Raw genomic sequence first — 21,684 nt, forward strand, 5'->3', positions numbered from 1 at the left:
GCTGAGTGCAGGGATTGACAGGATACTGCGTCCAACGATGAGATGGCGCTGCGGTCAGCACCGTTCAGGCGCGGCTGGTGGCTCGTTGCTCGATTGGCGCCGCAAGCCCTGGTTGCCGATCATCGGCGGATACGACATGATCGCGTGGAGCGGGTGAAGGGAATCGAACCCTCGTCGTAAGCTTGGGAAGCTTCTGCTCTACCATTGAGCTACACCCGCAGAGTTCTGCATTCTACGCGGACTTTCACCACGCTGACAATATCTGAACGTACGAGGCGCGCCGCCGCCTCTCCGGTCCTGGTCGATGTCGACCTGCGATGCGCAGGCCGCTACATCAGTTCGAGGTGCAGCGCGAACGGGCGCTGGAGCGAAGCTTGTAGAGCCGCACGCGCGCATCCGGTGAGCGGTACACTTCTTTACCGCTACTCAACAATGCCAGCAGCGGTTTCTGGAGCGATGGCAGTGCCGATGAAGGTCGCCCCCACTGCAAAATATAATCGGCAGACAGGCCAGTCGTGTCTTCGAACCGCTTCACGTCGGCATGGTTGATCCAGACGTCCTGCTGGGCCGGCTTCCATCCGTAAATCAACGCTTGTGGATCACGTCCCGGCTGATAACGCACCGGATAAACGTCAAGGCGAGCAAGGAAATTGAAGAGCGCAACACGGTCACCCGTCATTTCAAGGCGCGTGGCTACATGGAAGAAGGGGCTGTAACTCATCTCCCTCAGATGCGGTGGTCTTTTTTCCGTCACGATCGGCACGATCGCGCAGTGCTCGCCGATCAGGCGGTCGATGTGCGAGAAATAGACGAGTTCTTTCTTGATTTCGCTTTGCACATATAGGGTATTGCTCAGCAAAACTGCTCCGGATATGACGCCGATCGCTTCCAGTACGGTGTCGGTCACAGGCCTTGCTGGCAGATACGCCAGGCATAACGGTGCAACAAGGAAGGGGAACAGGCCCATGCGCATGAAATGTGTCCATCCGCCGCCCATGATGTCAGGGAATAACAGCGCTTGCATGCATAGTGCAGCAGCAACCGCTACCATTCCCGCGGCCTCTCTCCTTACTTCGTGGCCATGACCCAATCGACTCTTGCATAGTTTCCAGATGATCCAGACAATGCCGGCGCCAAAGACCAGATTGAGCAATCCACCGATATAGACATCCGATGCGAAGTGCGTTTCGACGAGGTGCAGGCGCAGCATGTCGGTGATCCGTGTCTGCAGCGCCGTGCTATAGATTGTCGGACCCTTGCTGCCGCCGATGAGGATGATAATGCCGAGCGGCAGCAGGCTGGCAAATACTGCCAGATTGCGTGCTTGCGAGCGCAGGGCCCACGCCAGGCGGTGGCCTTCCATCAACCTCCCCACGCCCGAGACCGAGGTCAACATGCCGAGGCTTATGACAGCGGCGATGAATCCGCCCGCATGGCAGAAAAAGGCGACGTACAAGGCGGCGATCGGCGCGGCAAGGCGCCACGGCGACGCCTTCTTCTGCATCCAGTAAAAGGAGCCGATGGCGACGAAGAACGCAATGGTCGAAAAACAAAAATTATAAAGGCCGAGGAAAAACGCCTGATTCAGCGACAGCGGCAAGACGAGAACTGCCAGCCAGGCGCGATCCTTGCGAATCTGGCCGATCGCGAAATATGCGGCAAGCGATGGACCGAGCAGGCAGATCAGTTGAACCACGCCTTCGGCCGCGCCGGGGGACATAAGCCGCAATAAAATGACCAGCAACTCATAGACGAGCATATTGGGATTGATGCCGTCATTCAGAGCGTAAAGCTCGGCAGCAAAATCGCCCGGGTCGCCCATCAACATGAAGTTGGCAAACCCCATGTGCACGGGGCCATCATTCGTGGCGATCGGGAATATCCACAAGAGTGCCAAGCTGAACAGCAGGCAGTAAGCCAGGTATCGCGTCCGGGGACCGAACTTGCCAGGTACGGAAGGATGGGCCAGCACAGGCGCCGGCATGGGATGTAGATGCATCAATCAGCGTATGAAGTGAATCGGTTGCTATTTGCAAAACGCAATAACCAATTCAACTTCATCGCTGTAAGAACTGGGTTGCATTCGATAAAACAAGTGACAAGTCTAGTAGACGCATATGCAACTGTCTAATAATTTCGCAATGCCACGGCTCGAAACGAGATTCGTCGGCTTTTTGCCACGCCACCAGGCAGTTACCTATCGAACGGATCATGGAGGGCGTCTGTGCAGTGCTCAACCGATCAACAGGCAGCGCTCCGGTACCAGCCTAGTCCGGCTGCTCGACCGCATATCCCTTCGCCGCCATTGCCGCGATCACCCCTTTCGGATCGAGGATGTCATCCATCTGCAGCATGGCGAAGGTCGACGGATTCGCCACGAGCGCCTTCTCGGCCGAGTCGATCCACATCGCCTGCGCACGCGTCTTCATGTTCTTGAATTCAGGCTCGGCATCGAAGGCTGCGCTGTTCATCAGGGCGCCGAAGCAGGCCTCTTCGCGGGTGGCGAAGTCCAGCTTGCGCATCTCGGTCGTGTCGCCCTTGGCCCAGGCATTGGCGCGCTGGCTGGCGGCATCGATGTCCTGCTCCAGCGTGGCCATCGTCCGCGCCAGGCAGGCGGCGTCGCCCAGCGTCGACTTCTTGAAGTTCTTCAGCACCGCGCGCGCATTGTCCATCGGGATCTGGAAGGTGGACGAGGTCTCTTTCAGCTTCGCCTTCTTGACCAGGTCGAGCACCTGCTTGCGTACCATATAGCTGTCGGCCAGGCCCGCCTGCTTGCGCGCGGCGTCCGACAGCACCTGGGCCGCGAAGATCGGGCGCTCGCGCTCGACGTCGTCATTCTGTGGCAAATACTTGGACTTGAGCGTGGTCCAGCGCGCGTAGTCTTCCGCCGGCATCACGTCGCGCAGGGTGGCGCCATCCGGGTTCTTGCGCACGCCGATAAGGCCTGGCAGCAGCGTGATCGACTTGAAGAAACCCGGCTTCGCCGAAGCGCTCGGCGCCGACAGGTATTCCTGCGAATTGCGGATGACGTTCTCGACTTCGTGCGAGCGCCACTGCATGTCCTTCGGCACCGGCCCGTAGATGCCGAACACCCACAAGACGTGCTCGCCCTTCCTCACCTTCCACATGCCCGGTCCGGGACGCTGGGCCACGACATGGATCCGTTCCGGCGCCGGCGCGGCGGCATCGACCTGGACATCGGCGGCCGCCCGCGGCGGGAGGGCCACATCGTCCGATTGCGCCCACGCGGGAGCGGCCAGCATGCATATGCAGAAAGCGGGTACGGCGAGCTTGCTCATGAAATGTTCCGGTGATGAGATTCGCCAGATATTACGCCAATGGCAGCGTTATCGAAGCCGCTGTAACACGGCTGTTTCAATTACATGAGCCAGGCATATCGTGCATATATCAGCTCTCCGGCGGCTCCGGCCCGTCGGGTCGCTCGAGCAATTGCTGCGCCAATTGCAAACCCTTGACCATCACCGAAAACGCTTCGTGCTTGGCCGCTTCGTCGGGCACCCGCAGCACGTACGAGGGGTGGTAGATCGTCACCACCCAGCTGTCGCCATGGCGCACCGGATGGCCCAGCTTGTCCTTCAGGGTCACGCTGCCGGTCTGCAGCACCGACTTGAGGGCGGTCGCGCCCATGGCGACGATGACCTTCGGTTTGCGCGTGGCGATCTCTTTCTCGAGCCAGTAATGGCAGGCCTCGATTTCCTTTTGCGCCGGCGTCTTGTGCAGGCGCCGCTTGCCGCGCGGCTCCCACTTGAAATGCTTGACGGCGTTGGTGATGTAGACGCCCTTGCGCTGCACGCCGGCCTGCTCGAACACGCGGTCGAGCAGCTTGCCGGCCGGGCCGACGAAAGGCTGGCCTGCCAGGTCTTCCTGGTCGCCCGGCTGTTCGCCGACGATCATGATCTTCGAATGCTTCGGTCCTTCGCCGCCGACCGCCTGGGTCGCGTGTTCCCATAGGTCGCAGCGCCGGCACTCGTCCAGCTTCGACGGCTGCTGTCGTTCGGGCTGCGCCTTCTCGGCTTCGATCGGGATCGTGCGACCGCCGCGCCGCCCCACCGCCTCGACCTGGCCGATGCGGCGCGCACCGAGGCCGGCCTGGCTCACCAACGCAGGCACCAGCGCGCCCTCGGGCAGGTTCTTCCAGAAGCGCGATGGGATGTGGCTGTTCATCACCTGCGTATTCAGGCGCGCCGGATTGAAGATGCTGCGGTAATAGGTCAGCCATAGCGCTTCGCCCGCATCATCGAGGTCGGCCGCGCTCGACATCAGGGGACCGGCATGGTGCAGGGTGGCGCCGTCCCACAGCACGCTGGCGTCGGGCGTGGCGATCATCCAGGTCACTTTGCCCATGCGCGCGACAAAGTGCTCGGCCACCTGGGGCAGGACGTCGTGGCCAGGTTCGAACCAGGCCACGAAATGGGGCGCGCCGGCCTCGGGCGGCCGTTCGCGGAATCGAATGTAGGCGTGCATATCGTGTACCTCGCGGCGCACCGCCTTGACCATCGTGTGCAGCCGCTGCCCGTCCGGATCGGCGGGCGATTGCACATCGTGCTCGCCCTGTTGCCAGCGCCAGATCACCCGGTACAGGAAGGCCCAGCGGTCGCGATCGCGGTAGCAGGCGGCGGTCTGCAGCATCTCCATCAGGGAGCGAGGGACATGCGGCCTTGGCGCCGTTGCGTTCGAAGGCTCCTGCTCATCCGCGGGCGTATTCGCTTCGGCCGGGGTGGACAGGAGGTCGCCCCCATTATGCGCAGCCTCGATCGCGGCCGGCGCACCCGAGAACAGGTCGGCGCCCGGCGCGCCCCAGGTCACCGCCTCGGGCGGCACGCCGGCGCGCAGCAGTTCGCGCGCCACCGCACGCCAGGTGGTGAAGCCATCGACCAGCAGCGGCTGACCGGCGCGCACGCTCGCCACCGCCGTGGCGGCGAGGGACGCGGCGCGGGCCTGGGTGCTGGCAAGCGGGTTCATGCCGCCTGCAATTCGGGCCACAGGTTCATCTGCTGCGGCGCGTCGGCCATGTGCTTGCGCAGCAGGTCGGAACTGGTCGCGCCCTGGGCCGGCTTGTAGTCGGCGGTGACGACGAAGGGCGCCAGCTTCTTGAGGCTGCAGCGCAGGCGGGACAGGTCTTCCCAGCGGATGCGGCGCAAACGGCGCAGCTCGACCAGGCGCTTGGCGTTGCGCAGGCCGATGCCCGGGATGCGCGGGATCAGCGACGCATCGACCCGGTTCAGGTCCATCGGGAAGTGCTCGCGGTTGCTCAAGGCCCAGGCCAGCTTGGGATCGATGTCCAACGCCAGGTTGCCCGTCTGCGGCATCAGTTCGCCGGCCGTGAAGCCGTAGCCGCGCAGCAGGAAGTCGGCCTGGTACAGGCGGTGCTCGCGCAACAGCGGCGGCGGCGCCAACGGCACGCTGCCGGGGCTGTGCGGGATCGGGCTGAAGGCCGAGTAGTACACGCGCTTGAGCTTGTAGCTGCCGTACAGCGTCTCGGCCGTGTTGAGGATGGTGTGGTCGTCGCTGGCGTCGGCGCCGACGATCATCTGCGTGCTCTGGCCGGCCGGCGCGAAGGCCGGCGCCTTCGGTTCCTCGGCCTTTTCGTCGAGCTTGCGCCGGATCGAGCCCATCGCCAGCTTGATCGTGTGGACGCTTTTTTCGGGCGCGAGGCGGGTCACGCTGTCGTGGGTCGGCAGCTCGATGTTCACCGACAGGCGGTCGGCCCAGCGCCCCGCCTCCTGGATCAGCAGCGGATCGGCGTCGGGAATCGTCTTGAGGTGGATGTAGCCGCGGAACTGGTGCACCTCGCGCAGCTGGCGCGCCACGGCGACCAGCTGCTCCATCGTGTAGTCGGCCGACTGGATGATGCCCGAACTGAGGAACAGGCCGTCGATGTAGTTGCGAAGATAAAAATCCTGGGTCAGCTTGACCACTTCATCGACCGCGAAGCGCGCCCGCGGCACGTTCGAGGTACGCCGGTTGATGCAGTACTGGCAGTCGTAGATGCAGAAGTTGGTGAGCAGGATCTTGAGCAGCGAGACGCAGCGGCCGTCCGGCGTGTAGCTGTGGCAGATGCCCATGCCGGTGGTGGCGCCCAGGCCGTCCTTGCCCTCGGAACCGCGCTTGGGCGCACCGCTGCTGGCGCAGGATGCGTCGTACTTGGCCGCGTCGGCCAGGATTTCGAGCTTGTCGTTGAGTTCCATCGCGCGCGCATGACTGTATGGACATACAGTATAGCGCGCAGCGCTTGCCCGCAGGTGCGCTGGCGCAGCCTCGCGCACCCGGCGACGGTTCAAATGCGGTGCGTCAAGCCGAAATCATGCGCTCCGCCTGGGACAACTGGTGTGCTTCCATCCGGCCCGCGATCCGTGTCAGGTAGGCGGTGGCCTGCGTTACGCCAGCGCCGCTGGCCCGGTGCAGCCAGGCATAGGCCTCGACCAGGTCGCGCTGGGCGCCCTGCCCGGTCGCATACATCACCCCGAGGTTGAACTGGGCCCGCGCATGGCCCTGGCGCGCGGCGCACAGGTACCAGAAGTGGGCAGCCTCGTAGTCGCGCTCCGCGCCCTTGCCGCAGTCGTAGCGCAGCCCCAGCTCGAACTGCGCCAGCGCGTGCTTGTGGTCGGCCGCCTTGTGGAACCAGTCGGTCGCCTCGAACGGGTCGCCCGCCTCCTGGCGGTCGAGCAGCGCGCCGACCATGTACTGGGCCGGTGCATAATCCTGGCTCGCCGCGCGCCGGTACCAGGCCAGCGCCTGCATGCTGTCCTGCTCGACCCCATTGCCCGCTTCATGACGCAGGCCGAGGTCGAACTGGGCCCGCAGGTGACCCTGCTCGGCCGCCTTGCGGTACCACTGGGCGGCGAGGCCCGGGTCTGGCTCGACGCCATTGCCGGCATCGATCAACTGCCCCAGCTGATACTGGGCCGCCGGTAGGCCCTGCTCGGCCGCGCGGCGGTACCAGTCGGCCGCCTGCGCCGCATCGCGCACGACACCCTGGCCATGCTCGTAGCGCATGCCGAGGCTGTTCTGGGCGCCGGCATGACCCTGTTCAGCGGCGCGCCGGTACCACGCCAGGGCCAGTGCCTCGTCGCGCGGCACGCCGTGGCCGGTGTCGTACATCAAGGCGAGATTGAACTGCGAGCTCGCATGTCCCTGCGCGCCGGCGCGGCCATACCACTGGATCGCCTGCGCGCTGTCCTGGGCGACGTCCTGGCCCTTGTCGTAGCGCAGTCCGAGGTTGAACTGGGCCGGCGCATGGCCCTGTTCGGCCGCCTTGCGCATCCATGCCAGCGCTTCGGCCGCGTCGCGCGCCACGCCCTGGCCGGCGTCGTAGCGCAGGCCCAGGTTGTATTGCGAGCGAATATAGCCCTGCTCCGCCGCGCGCCGGTACCACGCAAGCGCCGCCTCCTGGTCTTGCGGCACACCCTTGCCGGTCTCGAACATCATGCCCAGGTTGTGCTGCGCGCCCGGTTCGCCCTGTTCCGCGGCCTGGCTGAACCAGTGCAGCGCCTGGCCCACGTCGTTGGCCACGCCATGGCCCTTTGCGTACAGCCAGCCCAGGTTGTATTGGGCCGGCGCGTAGCCCTGCCCGGCAGCGAGCCCGTACCAGTGGGCCGCCTGGGCGAAATCCTGCTCCACGCCCTGGCCCTTCTGGAACATCACGCCGAGGTTGTACTGGGCCTGCGCCAGGCCGCCGCTGGCCGCCATCCGGTACCAGACCAGGGCCAGCTCGTCGTTCCTGGGCACGCCCTGGCCATTGACATACATGAAGCCCAGGCTGTGCTGGGCCTGGGCCACGCCGCGCTCGGCCAGCGACTTGACACGCAAGAACTCAGCGCTATACGTCTGTGTATCGCTCGATTGCGGCGAGGCGGCCGGCATGGTCGGTCAGGCCTGTACCGCGCGCAGGCTGGCGCCGACCGACTGGGTGCGCAGCGCGGCCATGAAGTCGTGCAGCGAGATCGGGCGGTAGAACAGGTAGCCCTGCATCGTCAGGCAGCCGTTGGCGCGCAGGTAGCGCGCCTGCTCGTCGGTCTCGACGCCTTCGGCGATCAGGTTCAGCCCCAGGCCGCGCGCGATCGAGATGATCGCCAGGATGACCGGATAGTGGCCATCGTCCTGGTGGATCTCCTTGACGAAGGACTGGTCGATCTTGACGGTATGGATCGGAAAGCGGTGCAGGTACGACAGCGACGAATAGCCAGTGCCGAAATCGTCGATCGCGATCGACACCCCGAGCTGGCACAGCCTGTTGAGCTGCTCGATCGCATACTGCGGGTTGCGGATGCAGATGTTCTCGGTGATCTCGACCTCGATCTGCTGCGGCGAGATGCCGTAGCGCACCAGCGCGCCGCGCATCTTTTCGAAGAAGTCGCCGCGGTCCAGGTATTGCGGCGACAGGTTGAGCGACAGGCGGATCTCGCCGCCGCCGATCGCATTCCATTGCAGCATGTCGCGGCACAGCGCGCCGATCATCCAGTCCGAGATCGGCAGCATCAGGCCGTTCTCTTCGGCGAACGGCAGGAACTCGCCGGCCGACAGGCGGCCGCGGGTCGGATGGTTCCAGCGCATCAGCGCTTCGGCGCCGGTGATGCGGCCGGTCATGGCGTCGATCTGCGGCTGGTAGAACATCTCCAGCTCGTCGTGCTCGAGCGCGCGGCGCAGCGCCTGCTCCAGCGCGATCTTCTGGTGCGACACCTCGAGCATCGAGTCGTGATAGAAGCTGTGACCGTTCTTGCCCAGCGCCTTGACCTGGTACATCGCGATGTCGGCGTGGCGCAGCAGTTCGTCGATCGATTCGCCATCCTTCGGATAGATCGCGATGCCGATCGAGGCCGAGATGTGCACCTCGTGGCCATCCAGGTCGAACGGTTCCTGCAGCACTTCGAGGAATTTATCGGCGACCATGCGCGCGTCGTCGCGGTCGCGCAGTTCGGGCAGCACGATGGTGAATTCGTCGCCGCCCTGGCGCGCCAGGGTGTCGCCCTTGCGCAGGCATTCCTTCAGGCGGTTCGCGGCCTGCTGCAGCAGCTCGTCGCCTTTCACATGGCCGAGCGTGTCGTTCACCAGCTTGAAGCGATCGAGGTCGATGAACATCACCGCGAGCTCGGTCTGCTTGCGCTTGGCCTGGATCACGGCCAGGCCGAGGCGGTCCTTGAACAGGATGCGGTTCGGCAGGTCGGTCAGGATGTCGTGGTAGGCCTGGTAGGAAATGACCTCTTCGGCGCGCTTGCGGTCGGTGATGTCGCGCGCCACGCCGTAGGTGCCGAAGAACTCCAGCGTCTTCACCTCCTGGTCCGGCACGTGCATGCCGATCGCGTTGAGCGAGATCGTCATCAGGGTGGTGTTGAAGGTGCGGTCATGGCCGTTGCCGCCGCGGCACTTGAGCCGCAGCTCGACATTGCGCGAGGCGCGCTCGTCGACGCGGCGCTCGTTGAACACATAGCGCGCGCGCTCCAGGTCTTCCTCGTGCACCAGGATCGAGTAATGCTGGCCGAGCAGCTCTTCGCGGGCGTAGCCGAGCAGCTGGTAGGCGCGGTCGTTGACGAAGGTGAAGCGGCCCTCGTGGTTCAGCGTATAGATGATGTCCGGCGACGAATCGACCAGGTAGCGGTACATCTTCTCGGAGTTCTCGAGCTGGTTCGCGATGCGCGCGTTGTCCAGCGTCAGGCGGCGGCGCTGCAGCGCATTGCTCACGGTCGAGAGCAGCTCTTCGCGGCTGTAGGGCTTGCGCAGGTAGCTGTAGGCGCCGCGCTTGAGCGCGCCGATCGCGGCGTCGATCCCGACCTCGCCGCTCATCACGATGACGTCGGCGTCGATGCTCTTCGCGTTGATGAAGTCCATGATCTCGTGGCCGCCGATGTCGGGCAGGCGCAGGTCGAGCAGGACGAGGTCGAAGCGCTGGCGTGACAGTTGGGCCAGCGCCTCGGTGCCGGATGGCGCCGTGACCAGGCGATAGCCGCGTCCCTGCAGCAGTTCGTACAGCGAGGACAGCAGGCGTGGCTCGTCGTCGACCAGCAGCAGGCGTGGCTGGCTGTCGGTCTCGAGGCTGGATGAGTAAGGAGCGGGTTCGCCGGGAAGCATGGTGGCGGGATGCGCGTGCATATGAGGGTTAGGCAGAACCGAGGGCGCGCGCCGGCAGCGCGGGGGCCGCACCGGCGCCGGACCACGCCGGCAGGAGGATTTCAAAGGAGGTGCCGGCGCTGCCGCTGCGGCAGGCGATATGGCCGCCCAGCTTCTTGACCAGGCCATGGACGATCGACAGGCCGATGCCGCGGTTGCCATTCGCACTGCCGTCGGCGCCGTCCTTGCCGCTCCTGACCGGAGAGAACAGGTTGGCCAGCACCTCGCGCGACAGGCCCGGGCCGTTGTCGCTGACGACCAGTTCCAGGTAGACCTGGCGCTCGCGGTTCACGTGGCCGCGGTTGACGATCTCGATACGGCCGTCGGGGCGATTGCCCAAGGCTTCGACGGCGTTCTTGACCAGATTGACCAGGATTTGCTTGAGCACGTCGGGGTCGCCCTCGATCGCGCCATCGCCCTCCATGCGCGCCGCCACCTGGATCGTGGACGGCATGAAACCGCTGCCGCGGAACAGGCGCAGCACGTCCTCTACCACCTTGGCCGTCTCCAGCGGCCGCGGACCGGCTTCCGGAACGTGGGCATCGGCCAGGGTGCCGATCAGCTGGCCCACGCGGTCGATCTCTTCGTTCAGGATCGACAGCTCGCCGCCCACCGGCTCCTGGCGCGCCAGCTTCCCATCCAGGACGCTCAGGTAGTTCTTGATGATCGCCAGCGGGTTGTTCACTTCATGGATCACGCGGCGCGAGGCGTCGCGGAATTCCTCGGCCACGCTGGCCAGCTGGCGCCGTGCATGGCCGCGCTCGATCAGCAGGTTTTCGAGCGCGCCGGCGGCCTGCGCGCCGAACGCCTGCATGAAGCGCTCGCGGCGCTGGCAATGCGGCAGCTGCCAGGCCGGCACGCCGCCGACCAGCACGCCCAGGCAGCGCGAGCCCGCGACCAGCGGCACCACCACCAGGCTGTCGGTGCCCAGCATGCGCAGCAGCTGTTCCTCGGCCAGGCCCAGTTGCTCTTTCTGGCGCTCGCGCTGCACGAAGGCCGGACGGCGTTCCAGCGCGCTGCGGGCGACCGGCCCGCCCTTGGATAACGAGACCGTGAACTCGGCGATGCGCTGCACGCCGAAGGTCGGGGCGCCCGCCAGGGCCTGGCCGGTCGGGTTCTCGAGCAGCACCACCGCGCTGTCGAAGTCGAACAGGATGCGGGCGGTGCGCGTCATCGCGTCCAGCAGGCCGGACTCGCCCTGCTGGCGCGCCAGGCTCTGGCCCACTTCGGACACCAGCACCATATTGCGCACTTCCTCGTGCAGACGTTGCTGCACCGGATCGCCAGGGATCGGCGGGGCGTAGGCGGGCGGACTCGGGATGTCGTCTGCGCCCGCCAGGTCGATGCCCAGGTGGGCCGCGGCCTGCTCGACCTGGCGCGCGGCTTTCTCGACCAGCTGCGCCGCATGCGCGGCGTCGACGCCGCACAGCGCGCAGGCGTCAAGCACCATCTTGGCGTCGTCCGCATGGCTCGACAGCACGTGCGCCAGGCGCACGATGCGAATCAGGGGATGGCTGGACTCGAGCCGTTCGCTCGGTTCGTGGTGGTACAGCACCGCGTCGGCCATGAAGGAATCGAGCTGCCAGCGTTCGATCAGCCAGGCGCCGGCCTCGGTATGGGTGATCTGCAGGGTGCGCTGCTCGACCGCGCACAGGTCGTCGTCATCGCGCGCGGTGAAATTGAAGCCGTATTCCTTGGGCGCCGCCGCCAGCAGGGCCAGCCGGCCCACATTGTGCAGCAGGCCGGCAAGATAGGCTTCCTCGGGATGCACGTAATCCAGCGCACGCGCCGCCTCGCGCGCCAGCACCGCCGCGGTGAGCGAATTCTTCCAGAACGCGCGCAGGTCGGTGCTGTTCGAATGGGGGAAGCTGTTAAAGGTCTGGAACACCGAATCGCTGATCACCAGGGTCTTGATCATGTCGGTGCCGAGCGCCACCAGCGACTGTTCGAGATTGGCACTGCGCGTGTTGCGGTGGTAGGCGGAGCTGTTGGCGACCGCCAGCAGCTTGCCGGTCATGCCGGCGTCCTTCGAGATCAGGGCGGCCAGCTCCGGCATGCCGAGGTCGTCGGCCTGCAGGTGCTCGATCAGCTTGACCAGGATCTGCGGCATGGCCGGCAGACGGGCAATCAACAGTCGATTGCGGATGTCCTGGTCGGATTGGTGCATGTTTTCAATCACGGCCGCCACTTGTCGAAGGGTTGGTGGCGTTGCCGCTTATGAGGGCTTGCCACAACGTCTAGCACTTTAGTCATTGGAACAGGTCAGTCTTTTGCCCTCTGTTCCAGATGCAAAAAACGTATCGTAGCATATATACATTTCTGATTTGGAACAATAGTTACACAGATTATCTCTATTGAGGGTTCACTCTAGACCTTTGTCTATGACGTGCTGACATATGCTTGTGGCATTAATACGACTGTTTCTCAAAACTTCATGATTTTCTGTCAAAAAAACCCGGCCGAGCCGGGTTTCCTGGTCAAGGCACGTGCTTGCCCCTTGCCCGCAGTTTCCTGCGGTGACGCCGTGCCGTGTCCCAGAATGCGAGCGACACCAGCACGAAGAACATCTGGCCAACCGCCAGCGCCAGTACCGAGTGCGACAGCGCCGGCGCCACCGCGCCGGCCACCACCGCCCCGAGCAGGGTCGACACGAAGGACTGGCAGGAGGCGACGGTGCCGCGGATGTGCGGGAACAGGTCGAGCGCGAGCAGGGTCGCACCGGGCGCAATGAGCGAGCTGCCGAAGGTGAAGAAGAACATCGGCGCCACCGTCCATGGCAGGGCCGGCGGCAGGAAGGCGTGATAAGTCACGTTGAAGGTCACCGCCCCCAGCATGAAAAAGTAGCCGATGCGGATCTGGCGCGCGAAGTCCATCCTGCCGGCCAGGCGGTTGGCCATCAGCGAACCGAGGAAGATCCCGCTCACGGTCGGCACGAACAGCCAGGCGAACTGGGACGGCCCCAGGCCCAGGCTCTCTGGCAGCATCACCGGCGCCGCCGCGATGTACAGGAACAGGCCGCCGAAGTTCAGGGCGGTCACCCCGGCCTTCATGTGGAACAGGAAGGAACTGAAGATCGCGCCGTAGTTCTTGGCCAGGAAGCGCGGGTTGAACGGCTGGCGCTGGGTGCTCGGGATGGTCTCGGGCAGGTGCTTCCAGCAGAACCAGCCGAGCAGCGCGGTGTAGATGCACAGCGCCAGGAAGATCGCGCGCCAGTCGAACCACAGCACGATCCAGCCGCCCACCACCGGCGCGATGGCCGGGGCGATCGAGAAGATCATGGTCACCATCGACAGCAGGCGCGCCGCCGCGGTATCGGAATACAGGTCGCGGATGATGGCGCGTCCCACCACCACGCCGGCCCCCGCCGACACGCCCTGCATGATGCGGAACACCCACAGGTAATGCACCGACGACGCCGAGGCGCAGCCGAAGGTGCCGATCGCGAACACGACCAGCGCCACCAGGATCACGTTGCGGCGCCCGAAGGCGTCCGACAGCGCGCCATGCCACAGCACCATGCCGGCGAAAGCCAGCATATAGGCGGTCAGGGTCTGCTGCACCTCCAGCGGCGTGGCGCGCAGCTCGGCCTGGATCTGCGGGAAGGCCGGCAGGTAGGCGTCGATCGAGAACGGCCCCAGCATCGACAGGGCGGCCAGCAGGGTCGCCAGGCCGCCGGCCGACAGCATCGCGATCTTGTGGGGAGTGGGGAGCGGAACCGGAATGACGGGGTCCTTCGGAAGATCGGGCGGGTCGGTTGGCGGCAGCATCGTCGGTCCAGTTGCGGGTTAATCCTGTTTTGGCTTGGCTTCTTCGCGGCGGTTGAAACCGGCGACCATGTCGAAGCGGAACAGGCGGCACTCGAGTGCGCCGTTGAAGAACGGCGTCTTGCGCGATTCCTTCAGGCGCAGCATCTTGGGCAGGCCCAGGTCGGCGGTGAACAGGTAGGCGGTCCAGCCGGCGAAGCGCTGCTTGAGGGTGGTGGAAAAGGCCGAGTAGAAGCCCAGCGCCATCTCGTCCTGCGGCACGGTGCTGTCGCCGCGCACGCCGATCCGCTCGCCGTATGGCGGGTTAGTCAGGAGAATGCCAGACTGATCGGTCGGCGCGACCACGTGCTGGGCCTCGATCTGCTTGAGCGGCACGTCGAACAGGATGCCGGCCACCTTCAGGTTATGGCGCGTCATGGCGACCATGTCGCCCGAGATGTCGGAGCCGAAGATGGTCGGCTCGCTGGGCAGCGGGTTGGGTTTGATCGCGGCCTTCATCGCGGCCCAGGCCTGGCGGTCGTGGTCGGCGAACTGTTCGAAGGCGAAGCGGCGGCGCGCGCCGGGCGGGATGCCCTGCACCATCTGGGCCGCCTCGACCAGGATCGTGCCCGAGCCGCACATCGGGTCGAACAGCGGCACGCCTGGCTTCCAGCCCGACACGCGCAAGAGGCCCGCCGCCAGGTTTTCGCGCAGCGGTGCGTCGCCCGTCTCTTCGCGCCAGCCGCGCTTGAACAGCGCCTCCCCCGAGGTGTCGAGGTAGATGATGAAGTTGCGCTGGTCGAGGAAGCCGACGATGCGCATGTCCGGCTCGCGCGTATTGACCGATGGGCGCTTGTCGTACTGGTCGCGGAAGCGGTCGCAGATGGCGTCCTTGATCTTGAGCGTGGTGAACTCGAGACTCTTGAGCGGCGACTTGACCGCGGTGACGTCGACGCGGATCGTGTGGTCGGGGCCGAACCAGTCCTCCCAGGGCTGCTCGAGCACCAGGTCGTAGATGTCGTTTTCGTTGGAATAGCTGCGCTGGCCCATGCGCATCAGCACCCGCGAGGCGATGCGCGAATGCAGGTTGACCAGCCAGGCGTCCTGCATGACGCCCGAGCAATGCACGCCGCCCGGCACCTGGTTGTGCACCTTGAACGTGGTGGAGCGCTGGGCGATCTCGCCCAGTTCTTCGGCCAATGCCGCTTCCATGCCGCGTGGGCATGGGCAAAAATAGGAAGCCATGAGGGGTACCCTTTGTCCGTTGATGAAACTGTGTTGATAACGCGTCACCGGTGGTGCCGGATGACCGTCGAAATATTTAGGCCACTGATCTGATCGTGGCGTGGACGGCTGTGCCGTCCACGCGTTCAACCAGCGCGCGTACCGCCACAACGCGACCGTGATTTGAAGGCGTGGGCGGGAGACCCGCCCCACCCCACCGATAGAAACACCGTCTTAAAACGGCTTGACCGTCGCCAGGATCACGATCACCAGCAGCAGCACGACCGGCACTTCATTGAACCAGCGGAACCACGTGTGACTGCGCGTATTGACGCCGCGCTCGAATTTTTTCAGGATCGAACCGCAGGCATGATGGTAGCCGATCGCCAGGATGACCAGCACCAGCTTCGCATGCAGCCAGCCGTGCTTCATGCCGATCATCATCGCCAGCCACAGGCCGAGCAGCAGCGCGGGCACCATCAGGATCGTGGTGAAGCGATACAGCCGGCGCGCCATGCCCTGCAGCCGTTCGAGCGCGGCCGGATTGGTTTCCTGGGCCAGGTTCACGAAGATGCGCGGCAGGTAGAACAGGCCGGCGAACCACGAAGCGATGAAGACGATGTGCAGGGCTTTGATCCAGAGGTACATGCGGTTCCTTGTGAGTGGTTATTGACGAACTTCGCCGTGTCCGAACACGACGTATTTGAGCGAAGTGAGTCCTTCCAGGCCGACCGGCCCGCGCGCATGCAGCTTGTCGTTCGAGATCCCGATCTCGGCGCCCAGGCCGTACTCGAAACCGTCCGCGAAGCGGGTCGACGCGTTCACCATCACCGAGGCCGAGTCTACTTCGCGCAGGAAGCGCATGGCGCCACTGTAGTCTTCGGTGATGATCGCCTCGGTGTGCTTCGACGAGTACGCGGTGATGTGGTCGATCGCCTCATCCATGTCGGCCACCACCTTGACCGCCAGGATCGGGGCCAGGTACTCGGTCGACCAGTCTTCTTCCGTCGCCACCGCCAGGTGCGGGTAGCCGGCCAGGATCGCATGCGATTCGGAATCGGCGCGCAGCTCGACCTCTTTCGTCGCATACAGCTCGGCCAGGCGCGGCAGCACGGTCGGCGCGACGCCGCGCGCCACCAGCAAGGTTTCCATCGTGTTGCAGGTGCCGTAGCGGTGGCACTTGGCGTTGAACGCCACCGCCAGCGCCTTCTCGATATCGGCCTTGTCGTCGATATACACGTGGCAGATGCCGTCCAGGTGCTTGATCATCGGCACGGTGCTTTCCTTCATCAGGCGCGCGATCAGGCCCTTGCCGCCACGCGGGACGATCACGTCCACGTATTGTGGCATCGTGATCAGGGCGCCGACCGCGGCGCGGTCGGTCGTGTCGACGACCTGCACCGCGTCTTGCGGCAGGCCGGCGCCCGCCAGGCCTTCGGCCACCAGTTTCGCCAGCGCGCGGTTGCAGTGGATCGCTTCCGAGCCGCCGCGCAGGATCGCCGCATTGCCGCTCTTGATGCACAGGCCCGCCGCGTCGACCGTCACGTTCGGGCGTGCTTCATAGATGATGCCGATCACACCCAGCGGCACGCGCATCTGGCCGACCTGGATGCCGCTCGGTCGCACCTTCATGTTGGAGATTTCTCCGACCGGGTCGGGCAAGGTGGCGATCTGGCGCAGGCCGGCGACCATGGTGGCGATCGCGGCATCGGACAGGGCCAGGCGGTCCATCAGGGCCGGGGCCAGGCCGGCGGCTTGCGCGGCGTCCAGGTCTTGCTGGTTGGCGGCGCGCAGGTCGTCGGCGTCGCGTTCGATGGCGGCGGCGATCAGTTCAAGGGCGCGGTTGCGGGTGGCCGTGCTGGCGCGGGCCATGGCGCGCGAGCCGGTTCTGGCCTGGCGGCCCAGTTGGTGCATGTGTACGGTGATGTCCATCGTGATTCCCGTTGATTTAAAGGTGTATCGGCGGGCTTGAACGCGTGGGCGGGACACCCGCCCACCCCACAGGGGAAGCTGCCCCACAGGGGAAAGCCGCCCACCCCACGGGGAAAGCCGCCCACCCACAGGGAAAACCGCCCATCCCACAGAAGAAAGCCGCCCACCCCACGGGGGAAAACCGCCCATCCCACAGGGGAAAGCCGCCCAACCCACGGCGGGGAAATCCGCCTACCCACGAGGGGAAATCCCCCTACCCCACGGGAAGATCCACCCACTCCACGGGCGGCGTCGTCATGTGGGGTGGACGGCTTTGCCGTCCACGCGTCCAGCCAGCATTGACCAACCGCGATCTCTACCGCGCCACCTTCAACGCCAGCTGCAACATCGCATCCCATGCATCGCCCGCGAACTGCTTCGAGCGCAAGCCCTTGACCATGCGGTCGACCTGCGCCGCGTCCTGCAGCGCCGCCTCGAGCGCGCCCAGCGACACGCGGCGCAGCGCCGGTTCCATCATCCGCTCGCGCGGTCCCCAGATCCGGTATTCCTTCAAGAGCGCGCCCAGCGGGCGCCCCTGCGACATGCCGGTCTTTAATTTCAGCAGCGTGCGGATCTCTTCGGAGACCGCCCACAGCACCAGCGGCAGCGCCTCGCCTTCACCTTTCAAGCCCTCGAGCATGCGCGCCAGGCGCGCCGGGTCGCCGCCCAGCATCGCCTCGGACAGCTTGAACACGTCGTAGCGGGCCACGTTCAGCACCGCGTCGTGCACCTGCTCGAAACTGAGCTTGCCCGGTTCGTACAGCAGGCCGAGCTTCTGGATTTCCTGGTGCGCCGCCAGCAGGTTGCCCTCGACCCGATCGGCGATGAAATCGAGGCTCTGGCGCTCGACGCTCTGGCCCTGGCTCGACAGGCGCTGGCCGATCCAGGCCGGGAGCTGCGCGCGTTCGACATTCGGTATTTCAATATAGACCGCCGCTCCCTGCAAGGCCGTCACCCACGACGCCTTGGCGGTCTGCCAGTCGAGCTTTGGCAGCGTGATCAGGGTAAGGTTGTCGGGGCTGAGGTCCTTCGCGTAACTCTGCAGCGCCGCGCTGCCATCCTTGCCCGGCTTGCCGGTCGGGATGCGCAGCTCGATCAGCTTCTTGTCGCCGAACAGCGACAGCGCCTGGTTGGCGGCCAGCAGCTCTCCCCATTTGAAACTGCGCTCGACCGTGAGCACCTCACGTTCGGTAAAACCCTGGGCACGGGCGGTCTTGCGGATCCGGTCGGCCGCTTCCAGCGCGAGCAGGTGCTCGTCGCTGGTGATCACGTACAACGACGCCAGCCCCCTGGACAGATGGCCGTCGAGCGCCTCGAGCCGCAGTTGCATCGTTCTCAGGCGCCTGCCGGCTTGATCGCCGCCAGGCGGCGCAGGATCTGCTGCACCAGGTCGGACTGCATGTCGCGGTACAGCAGCGCTTCTTCGGATTCCTTGGCCAGCACCTGCCCTTCGTCGAAGGCGATATTGCGGCGCAGGGTGATCTCGGTCGGCGCCAGCAACTGGCGGTTGTTGGCGTCGCGCACCTGGAACACCAGGGTGTAGCTGAGCGAGTACTCGCGTACCCGGCCCAGGCTGTTGAGCGACAGGATCGACTTGCCGCGCGATTCGCTGATCACGTCGAACAGGGCCTCGGCCTTGGAAGCATCGTTCTCGATGCGCACGGTGTCGCCCGCGCGCAGGTTGCGCTTGAGCTCCGTGCCCAGCGGCGAGGCTTCGTTGAACGACAGCCAGATGCTCTGGAACGGCAGGTTGTACTGGCCGTCGCTGCCGCGCAGCTTGAAACCGCAGCCCGCAAGGACTGCGGCCATCAATATCGCAGCCAACGCACGCACCAGGGTCTTGTTCGACATGGTCATCCTTACACCACGATGTTGACGAGTTTGCCGGGCACCACGATGACCTTCTTCGGCGTGCCTTCGATGAACTTCTGCACCGCCTCGGAAGCCAGGGCGGCGGCCTCGATGGCGGCCTTGTCGGCTTCCTTCGGCACCTTGACCGAGCCGCGCAGCTTGCCGTTCACCTGGATCATCATCTCGATCTCGGATTGTTCGAGCGCGGCCGGGTCGACCTGCGGCCAGGCCGCGTTCAGGATGTCGCCGTGGGCCTGGGCGAAGCCGAGCTCCTGCCACAGCGCGTGGGTGATGTGCGGCGCGACCGGGTTCAGCAGGCGCAGGAAGATCGAGAAGCCTTCGGCGATGATCGCGTTCGAGGCCGCGGAGTCGTCCAGCTTGCTTGACTCCAGCGTGTTGAGCATCTTCATGCAGGCCGACACCACGGTGTTGTACTGGATGCGCTTCAGGTCGTAGTCGGCCTGCTGCAGCACCTTGTGCACTTCGCGCCGCAGCGTCTTCTGGTCGTTGCTCAAAGTGCCTTGTGCGGTGCCGTTGAACGACGCCGCGAAGGTGGAGGAAATTCGGTCGCGCTGCGCGTAGCCGAAGGCCCACACGCGGCGCAGGAAGCGGCTGGCGCCCTCGACGCCGCTGTTCGACCATTCCAGGGTCTGCTCAGGCGGCGAGGCGAACATCGTAAACAGGCGCGCGGTGTCGGCGCCGTACTGCTCGATCTGGGCTTGCGGGTCGATGCCGTTGTTCTTCGACTTCGACATCTTCTCGGTGCCGCCGATCTCCACCGGCTGGGCGTCAAGCTTGAGCACCGCGCTCTGTGGGCGGCCCTTGTCGTCGAAGGTCAGTTCGACGTCGGCCGGGTTGAACCAGGTCTTCTTGCTCGACGCGTCTTCACGATAATACGTTTCGTTGAGCACCATGCCTTGCGTGAGCAGGTTGACGAACGGCTCGTCGAATTTCACGAGGCCGAAGTCGCGCATCACCTTGGTCCAGAAGCGCGCGTACAGCAGGTGCATGACGGCGTGTTCGATGCCGCCGATGTACTGGTCCATCGGCATCCAGTAATCGTTGCGGGCGTCGACCATCGCCTCGTTCGAACCCGGCGAGGTATAGCGCATGTAGTACCACGACGAATCGATGAAGGTGTCCATCGTGTCGGTCTCGCGGCGCGCCGGCTTGCCGCACTTCGGGCAGTCGCACCTGAGGAAGGCTTCGTCCTTGTTCAGCGGGTTGCCGGTGCCGTCCGGGACCAGGTGCTCGGGCAGCACGACCGGCAGGTCGGCCTCGGGCACCGGCACCGCGCCGCACTCGCCGCAGTGGATCATCGGGATCGGGGTGCCCCAGTAGCGCTGGCGCGAGATGCCCCAGTCGCGCAGGCGGAAGGTGGTCTTCTTCTCGCCCAGGCCCTGTTCTGCCAGCTCGCCGGCGACCGCGTTGACGGCCGAGGTGTAATCGAGGCCGTCGTACTTGCCCGAGTTGATGGTGCGACCGTTGTCCTTGTCGCCGTACCACTCCTGCCAGGCGTCGAGCGAGAATTCCTGCCCTTCGACCGCCACGACCTGCTTGATCGGGAGGTTGTATTTCTTCGCGAAGCCGAAGTCGCGCTCGTCGTGCGCCGGCACGCCCATCACGGCGCCGTCGCCGTAGGTGATCAGGACGTAGTTGCCGATCCAGACCGGAATCTGTTCTTGCGTGACCGGATGGGTGACGAACAGGCCGGTCGGCATGCCCTTCTTCTCCATGGTCGCCATGTCGGCTTCGATCACGGAGCCCATCTTGCACTCGGCGATGAATTCCTGCAGTGCCGGGTTGTTGCGGGCCGCATGCTGGGCCAGCGGATGTTCCGGCGCCACGGCGCAGAAGGTCACGCCCATGATGGTGTCGGCGCGGGTAGTGAACACGTACAGCTTGCCGTCGCCGATCGCGGCGCCGCTATCGTCCTTCACGCTGTGCGGGAAGGCGAAGCGCACGCCGGTCGACTTGCCGATCCAGTTGGCCTGCATGGTGCGCACGCGCTCCGGCCAGCCCGGCAGCTTGTTGTCGACGTGGTCGAGCAGCTCGTCGGCGTACTCGGTGATGCGCACGTAGTACATCGGGATCTCGCGCTTTTCGATCAGCGCGCCCGAACGCCAGCCGCGACCATCCACGACCTGTTCGTTGGCCAGCACGGTCTGGTCGACCGGGTCCCAGTTCACGGTGCCGGTCTTCTGGTAGATGATGCCCTTCTCGAGCATTTTGAGGAACATCCACTGGTTCCACTTGTAGTAGTCCGGCTTGCAGGCGGTCATTTCGCGCGACCAGTCGATCGCCAGGCCCATCGACTCCATCTGGCCACGCATGTGGGCGATGTTCGAATAGGTCCATTCGGCCGGCGGCACGTTGTTGGCCATCGCCGCGTTTTCGGCCGGCATGCCAAACGCGTCCCAGCCCATCGGCATCAGGACGTTGTAGCCGCTCATCCGCAGGTAGCGGTACATCACGTCGTTGATCGTATAGTTGCGCACGTGACCCATGTGCAGCTTGCCCGATGGGTAGGGCAGCATCGAGCAGGCGTAATATTTGCCTTTCGGGAAACGCGGGTCGTTTTCGACGGCTTTGTAGGCGTCGATCGACTTCCAGTAGGCCTGGGCGGCCTGTTCTACTTCGGCTGGACTATATTTTTCTTGCATGATTTCTGCAGACGTTATGTGGGATGTGGAACCGGTCATTATAACCCGTTCATTTTGCACTGCGGCATAGCGCGGTACGGGAGGGGAAAATGAAAAAGGCAGCGTCC

At 64.9% G+C, this 21,684-nt stretch carries 14 protein-coding genes and 1 tRNA gene; all 15 read right to left on the reverse strand.

What is annotated here, in order from left to right; all coding sequences use genetic code 11:
* Window positions 1-145 precede the first annotated feature (145 nt).
* Window positions 146-219 (reverse strand) — tRNA-Gly (locus AC56KW_RS03795).
* A 115-nt stretch (window positions 220-334) separates the two neighbouring features.
* Window positions 335-1,999, reverse strand: coding sequence for a hypothetical protein (locus tag AC56KW_RS03800; RefSeq protein ID WP_497169387.1), 1,665 nt, complete (start codon window positions 1,997-1,999; stop codon window positions 335-337).
* Between the two features lie 268 nt (window positions 2,000-2,267).
* The gene (locus AC56KW_RS03805; RefSeq protein WP_497169388.1) at window positions 2,268-3,299 is read right to left on the reverse strand and encodes a TraB/GumN family protein; all 1,032 of its coding nucleotides are present in this window, start codon (window positions 3,297-3,299) and stop codon (window positions 2,268-2,270) included.
* Between the two features lie 109 nt (window positions 3,300-3,408).
* Entirely contained in the window at window positions 3,409-4,983 is a 1,575-nt protein-coding gene (locus AC56KW_RS03810; RefSeq protein WP_497169389.1) for a UdgX family uracil-DNA binding protein, read from the reverse strand.
* Window positions 4,980-6,209, reverse strand: coding sequence for a putative DNA modification/repair radical SAM protein (locus AC56KW_RS03815; protein ID WP_497169390.1), 1,230 nt, complete (start codon window positions 6,207-6,209; stop codon window positions 4,980-4,982). Before AC56KW_RS03815 ends, AC56KW_RS03810 begins: the two co-directional genes overlap by 4 nt.
* Before the next feature lie 103 nt (window positions 6,210-6,312).
* Entirely contained in the window at window positions 6,313-7,884 is a 1,572-nt protein-coding gene (locus tag AC56KW_RS03820; protein ID WP_497169391.1) for an SEL1-like repeat protein, read from the reverse strand.
* A gap of 6 nt (window positions 7,885-7,890) precedes the next feature.
* Window positions 7,891-10,107 (reverse strand): putative bifunctional diguanylate cyclase/phosphodiesterase, encoded by a 2,217-nt coding sequence (locus AC56KW_RS03825; RefSeq protein WP_497169392.1) that lies wholly within the window; start codon window positions 10,105-10,107, stop codon window positions 7,891-7,893.
* Window positions 10,108-10,114: 7 nt separating this feature from the next.
* A complete protein-coding gene (locus tag AC56KW_RS03830; RefSeq protein ID WP_497169393.1) occupies window positions 10,115-12,292 on the reverse strand; it encodes an HDOD domain-containing protein in 2,178 nt (725 codons plus the stop codon).
* Between the two features lie 310 nt (window positions 12,293-12,602).
* Window positions 12,603-13,892: a multidrug effflux MFS transporter gene (locus AC56KW_RS03835; protein WP_497169394.1), complete on the reverse strand. Its 1,290-nt coding sequence runs from the start codon at window positions 13,890-13,892 to the stop codon at window positions 12,603-12,605.
* Window positions 13,893-13,910: 18 nt separating this feature from the next.
* A complete protein-coding gene (locus tag AC56KW_RS03840) occupies window positions 13,911-15,113 on the reverse strand; it encodes a THUMP domain-containing class I SAM-dependent RNA methyltransferase (RefSeq protein WP_497169395.1) in 1,203 nt (400 codons plus the stop codon).
* Window positions 15,114-15,326: 213 nt separating this feature from the next.
* A complete protein-coding gene (locus AC56KW_RS03845; protein ID WP_071361206.1) occupies window positions 15,327-15,740 on the reverse strand; it encodes a CopD family protein in 414 nt (137 codons plus the stop codon).
* A gap of 18 nt (window positions 15,741-15,758) precedes the next feature.
* Entirely contained in the window at window positions 15,759-17,024 is a 1,266-nt protein-coding gene (locus AC56KW_RS03850) for a glutamate-5-semialdehyde dehydrogenase (protein WP_497169396.1), read from the reverse strand.
* A 355-nt stretch (window positions 17,025-17,379) separates the two neighbouring features.
* A complete protein-coding gene (holA, locus tag AC56KW_RS03855; protein WP_497169397.1) occupies window positions 17,380-18,393 on the reverse strand; it encodes a DNA polymerase III subunit delta in 1,014 nt (337 codons plus the stop codon).
* Between the two features lie 5 nt (window positions 18,394-18,398).
* Window positions 18,399-18,914, reverse strand: a complete 516-nt coding sequence (locus AC56KW_RS03860; protein ID WP_497169398.1) for an LPS-assembly lipoprotein LptE — start codon at window positions 18,912-18,914, stop codon at window positions 18,399-18,401.
* A gap of 8 nt (window positions 18,915-18,922) precedes the next feature.
* Window positions 18,923-21,577 carry a leucine--tRNA ligase gene (leuS, locus tag AC56KW_RS03865; RefSeq protein WP_497169399.1) on the reverse strand — a complete coding sequence of 885 codons (2,655 nt, stop codon included), beginning with the start codon at window positions 21,575-21,577 and terminating at the stop codon, window positions 18,923-18,925.
* Window positions 21,578-21,684 lie beyond the last annotated feature (107 nt).

Source organism: Telluria sp. RT2P19 (genome assembly GCF_059685725.1).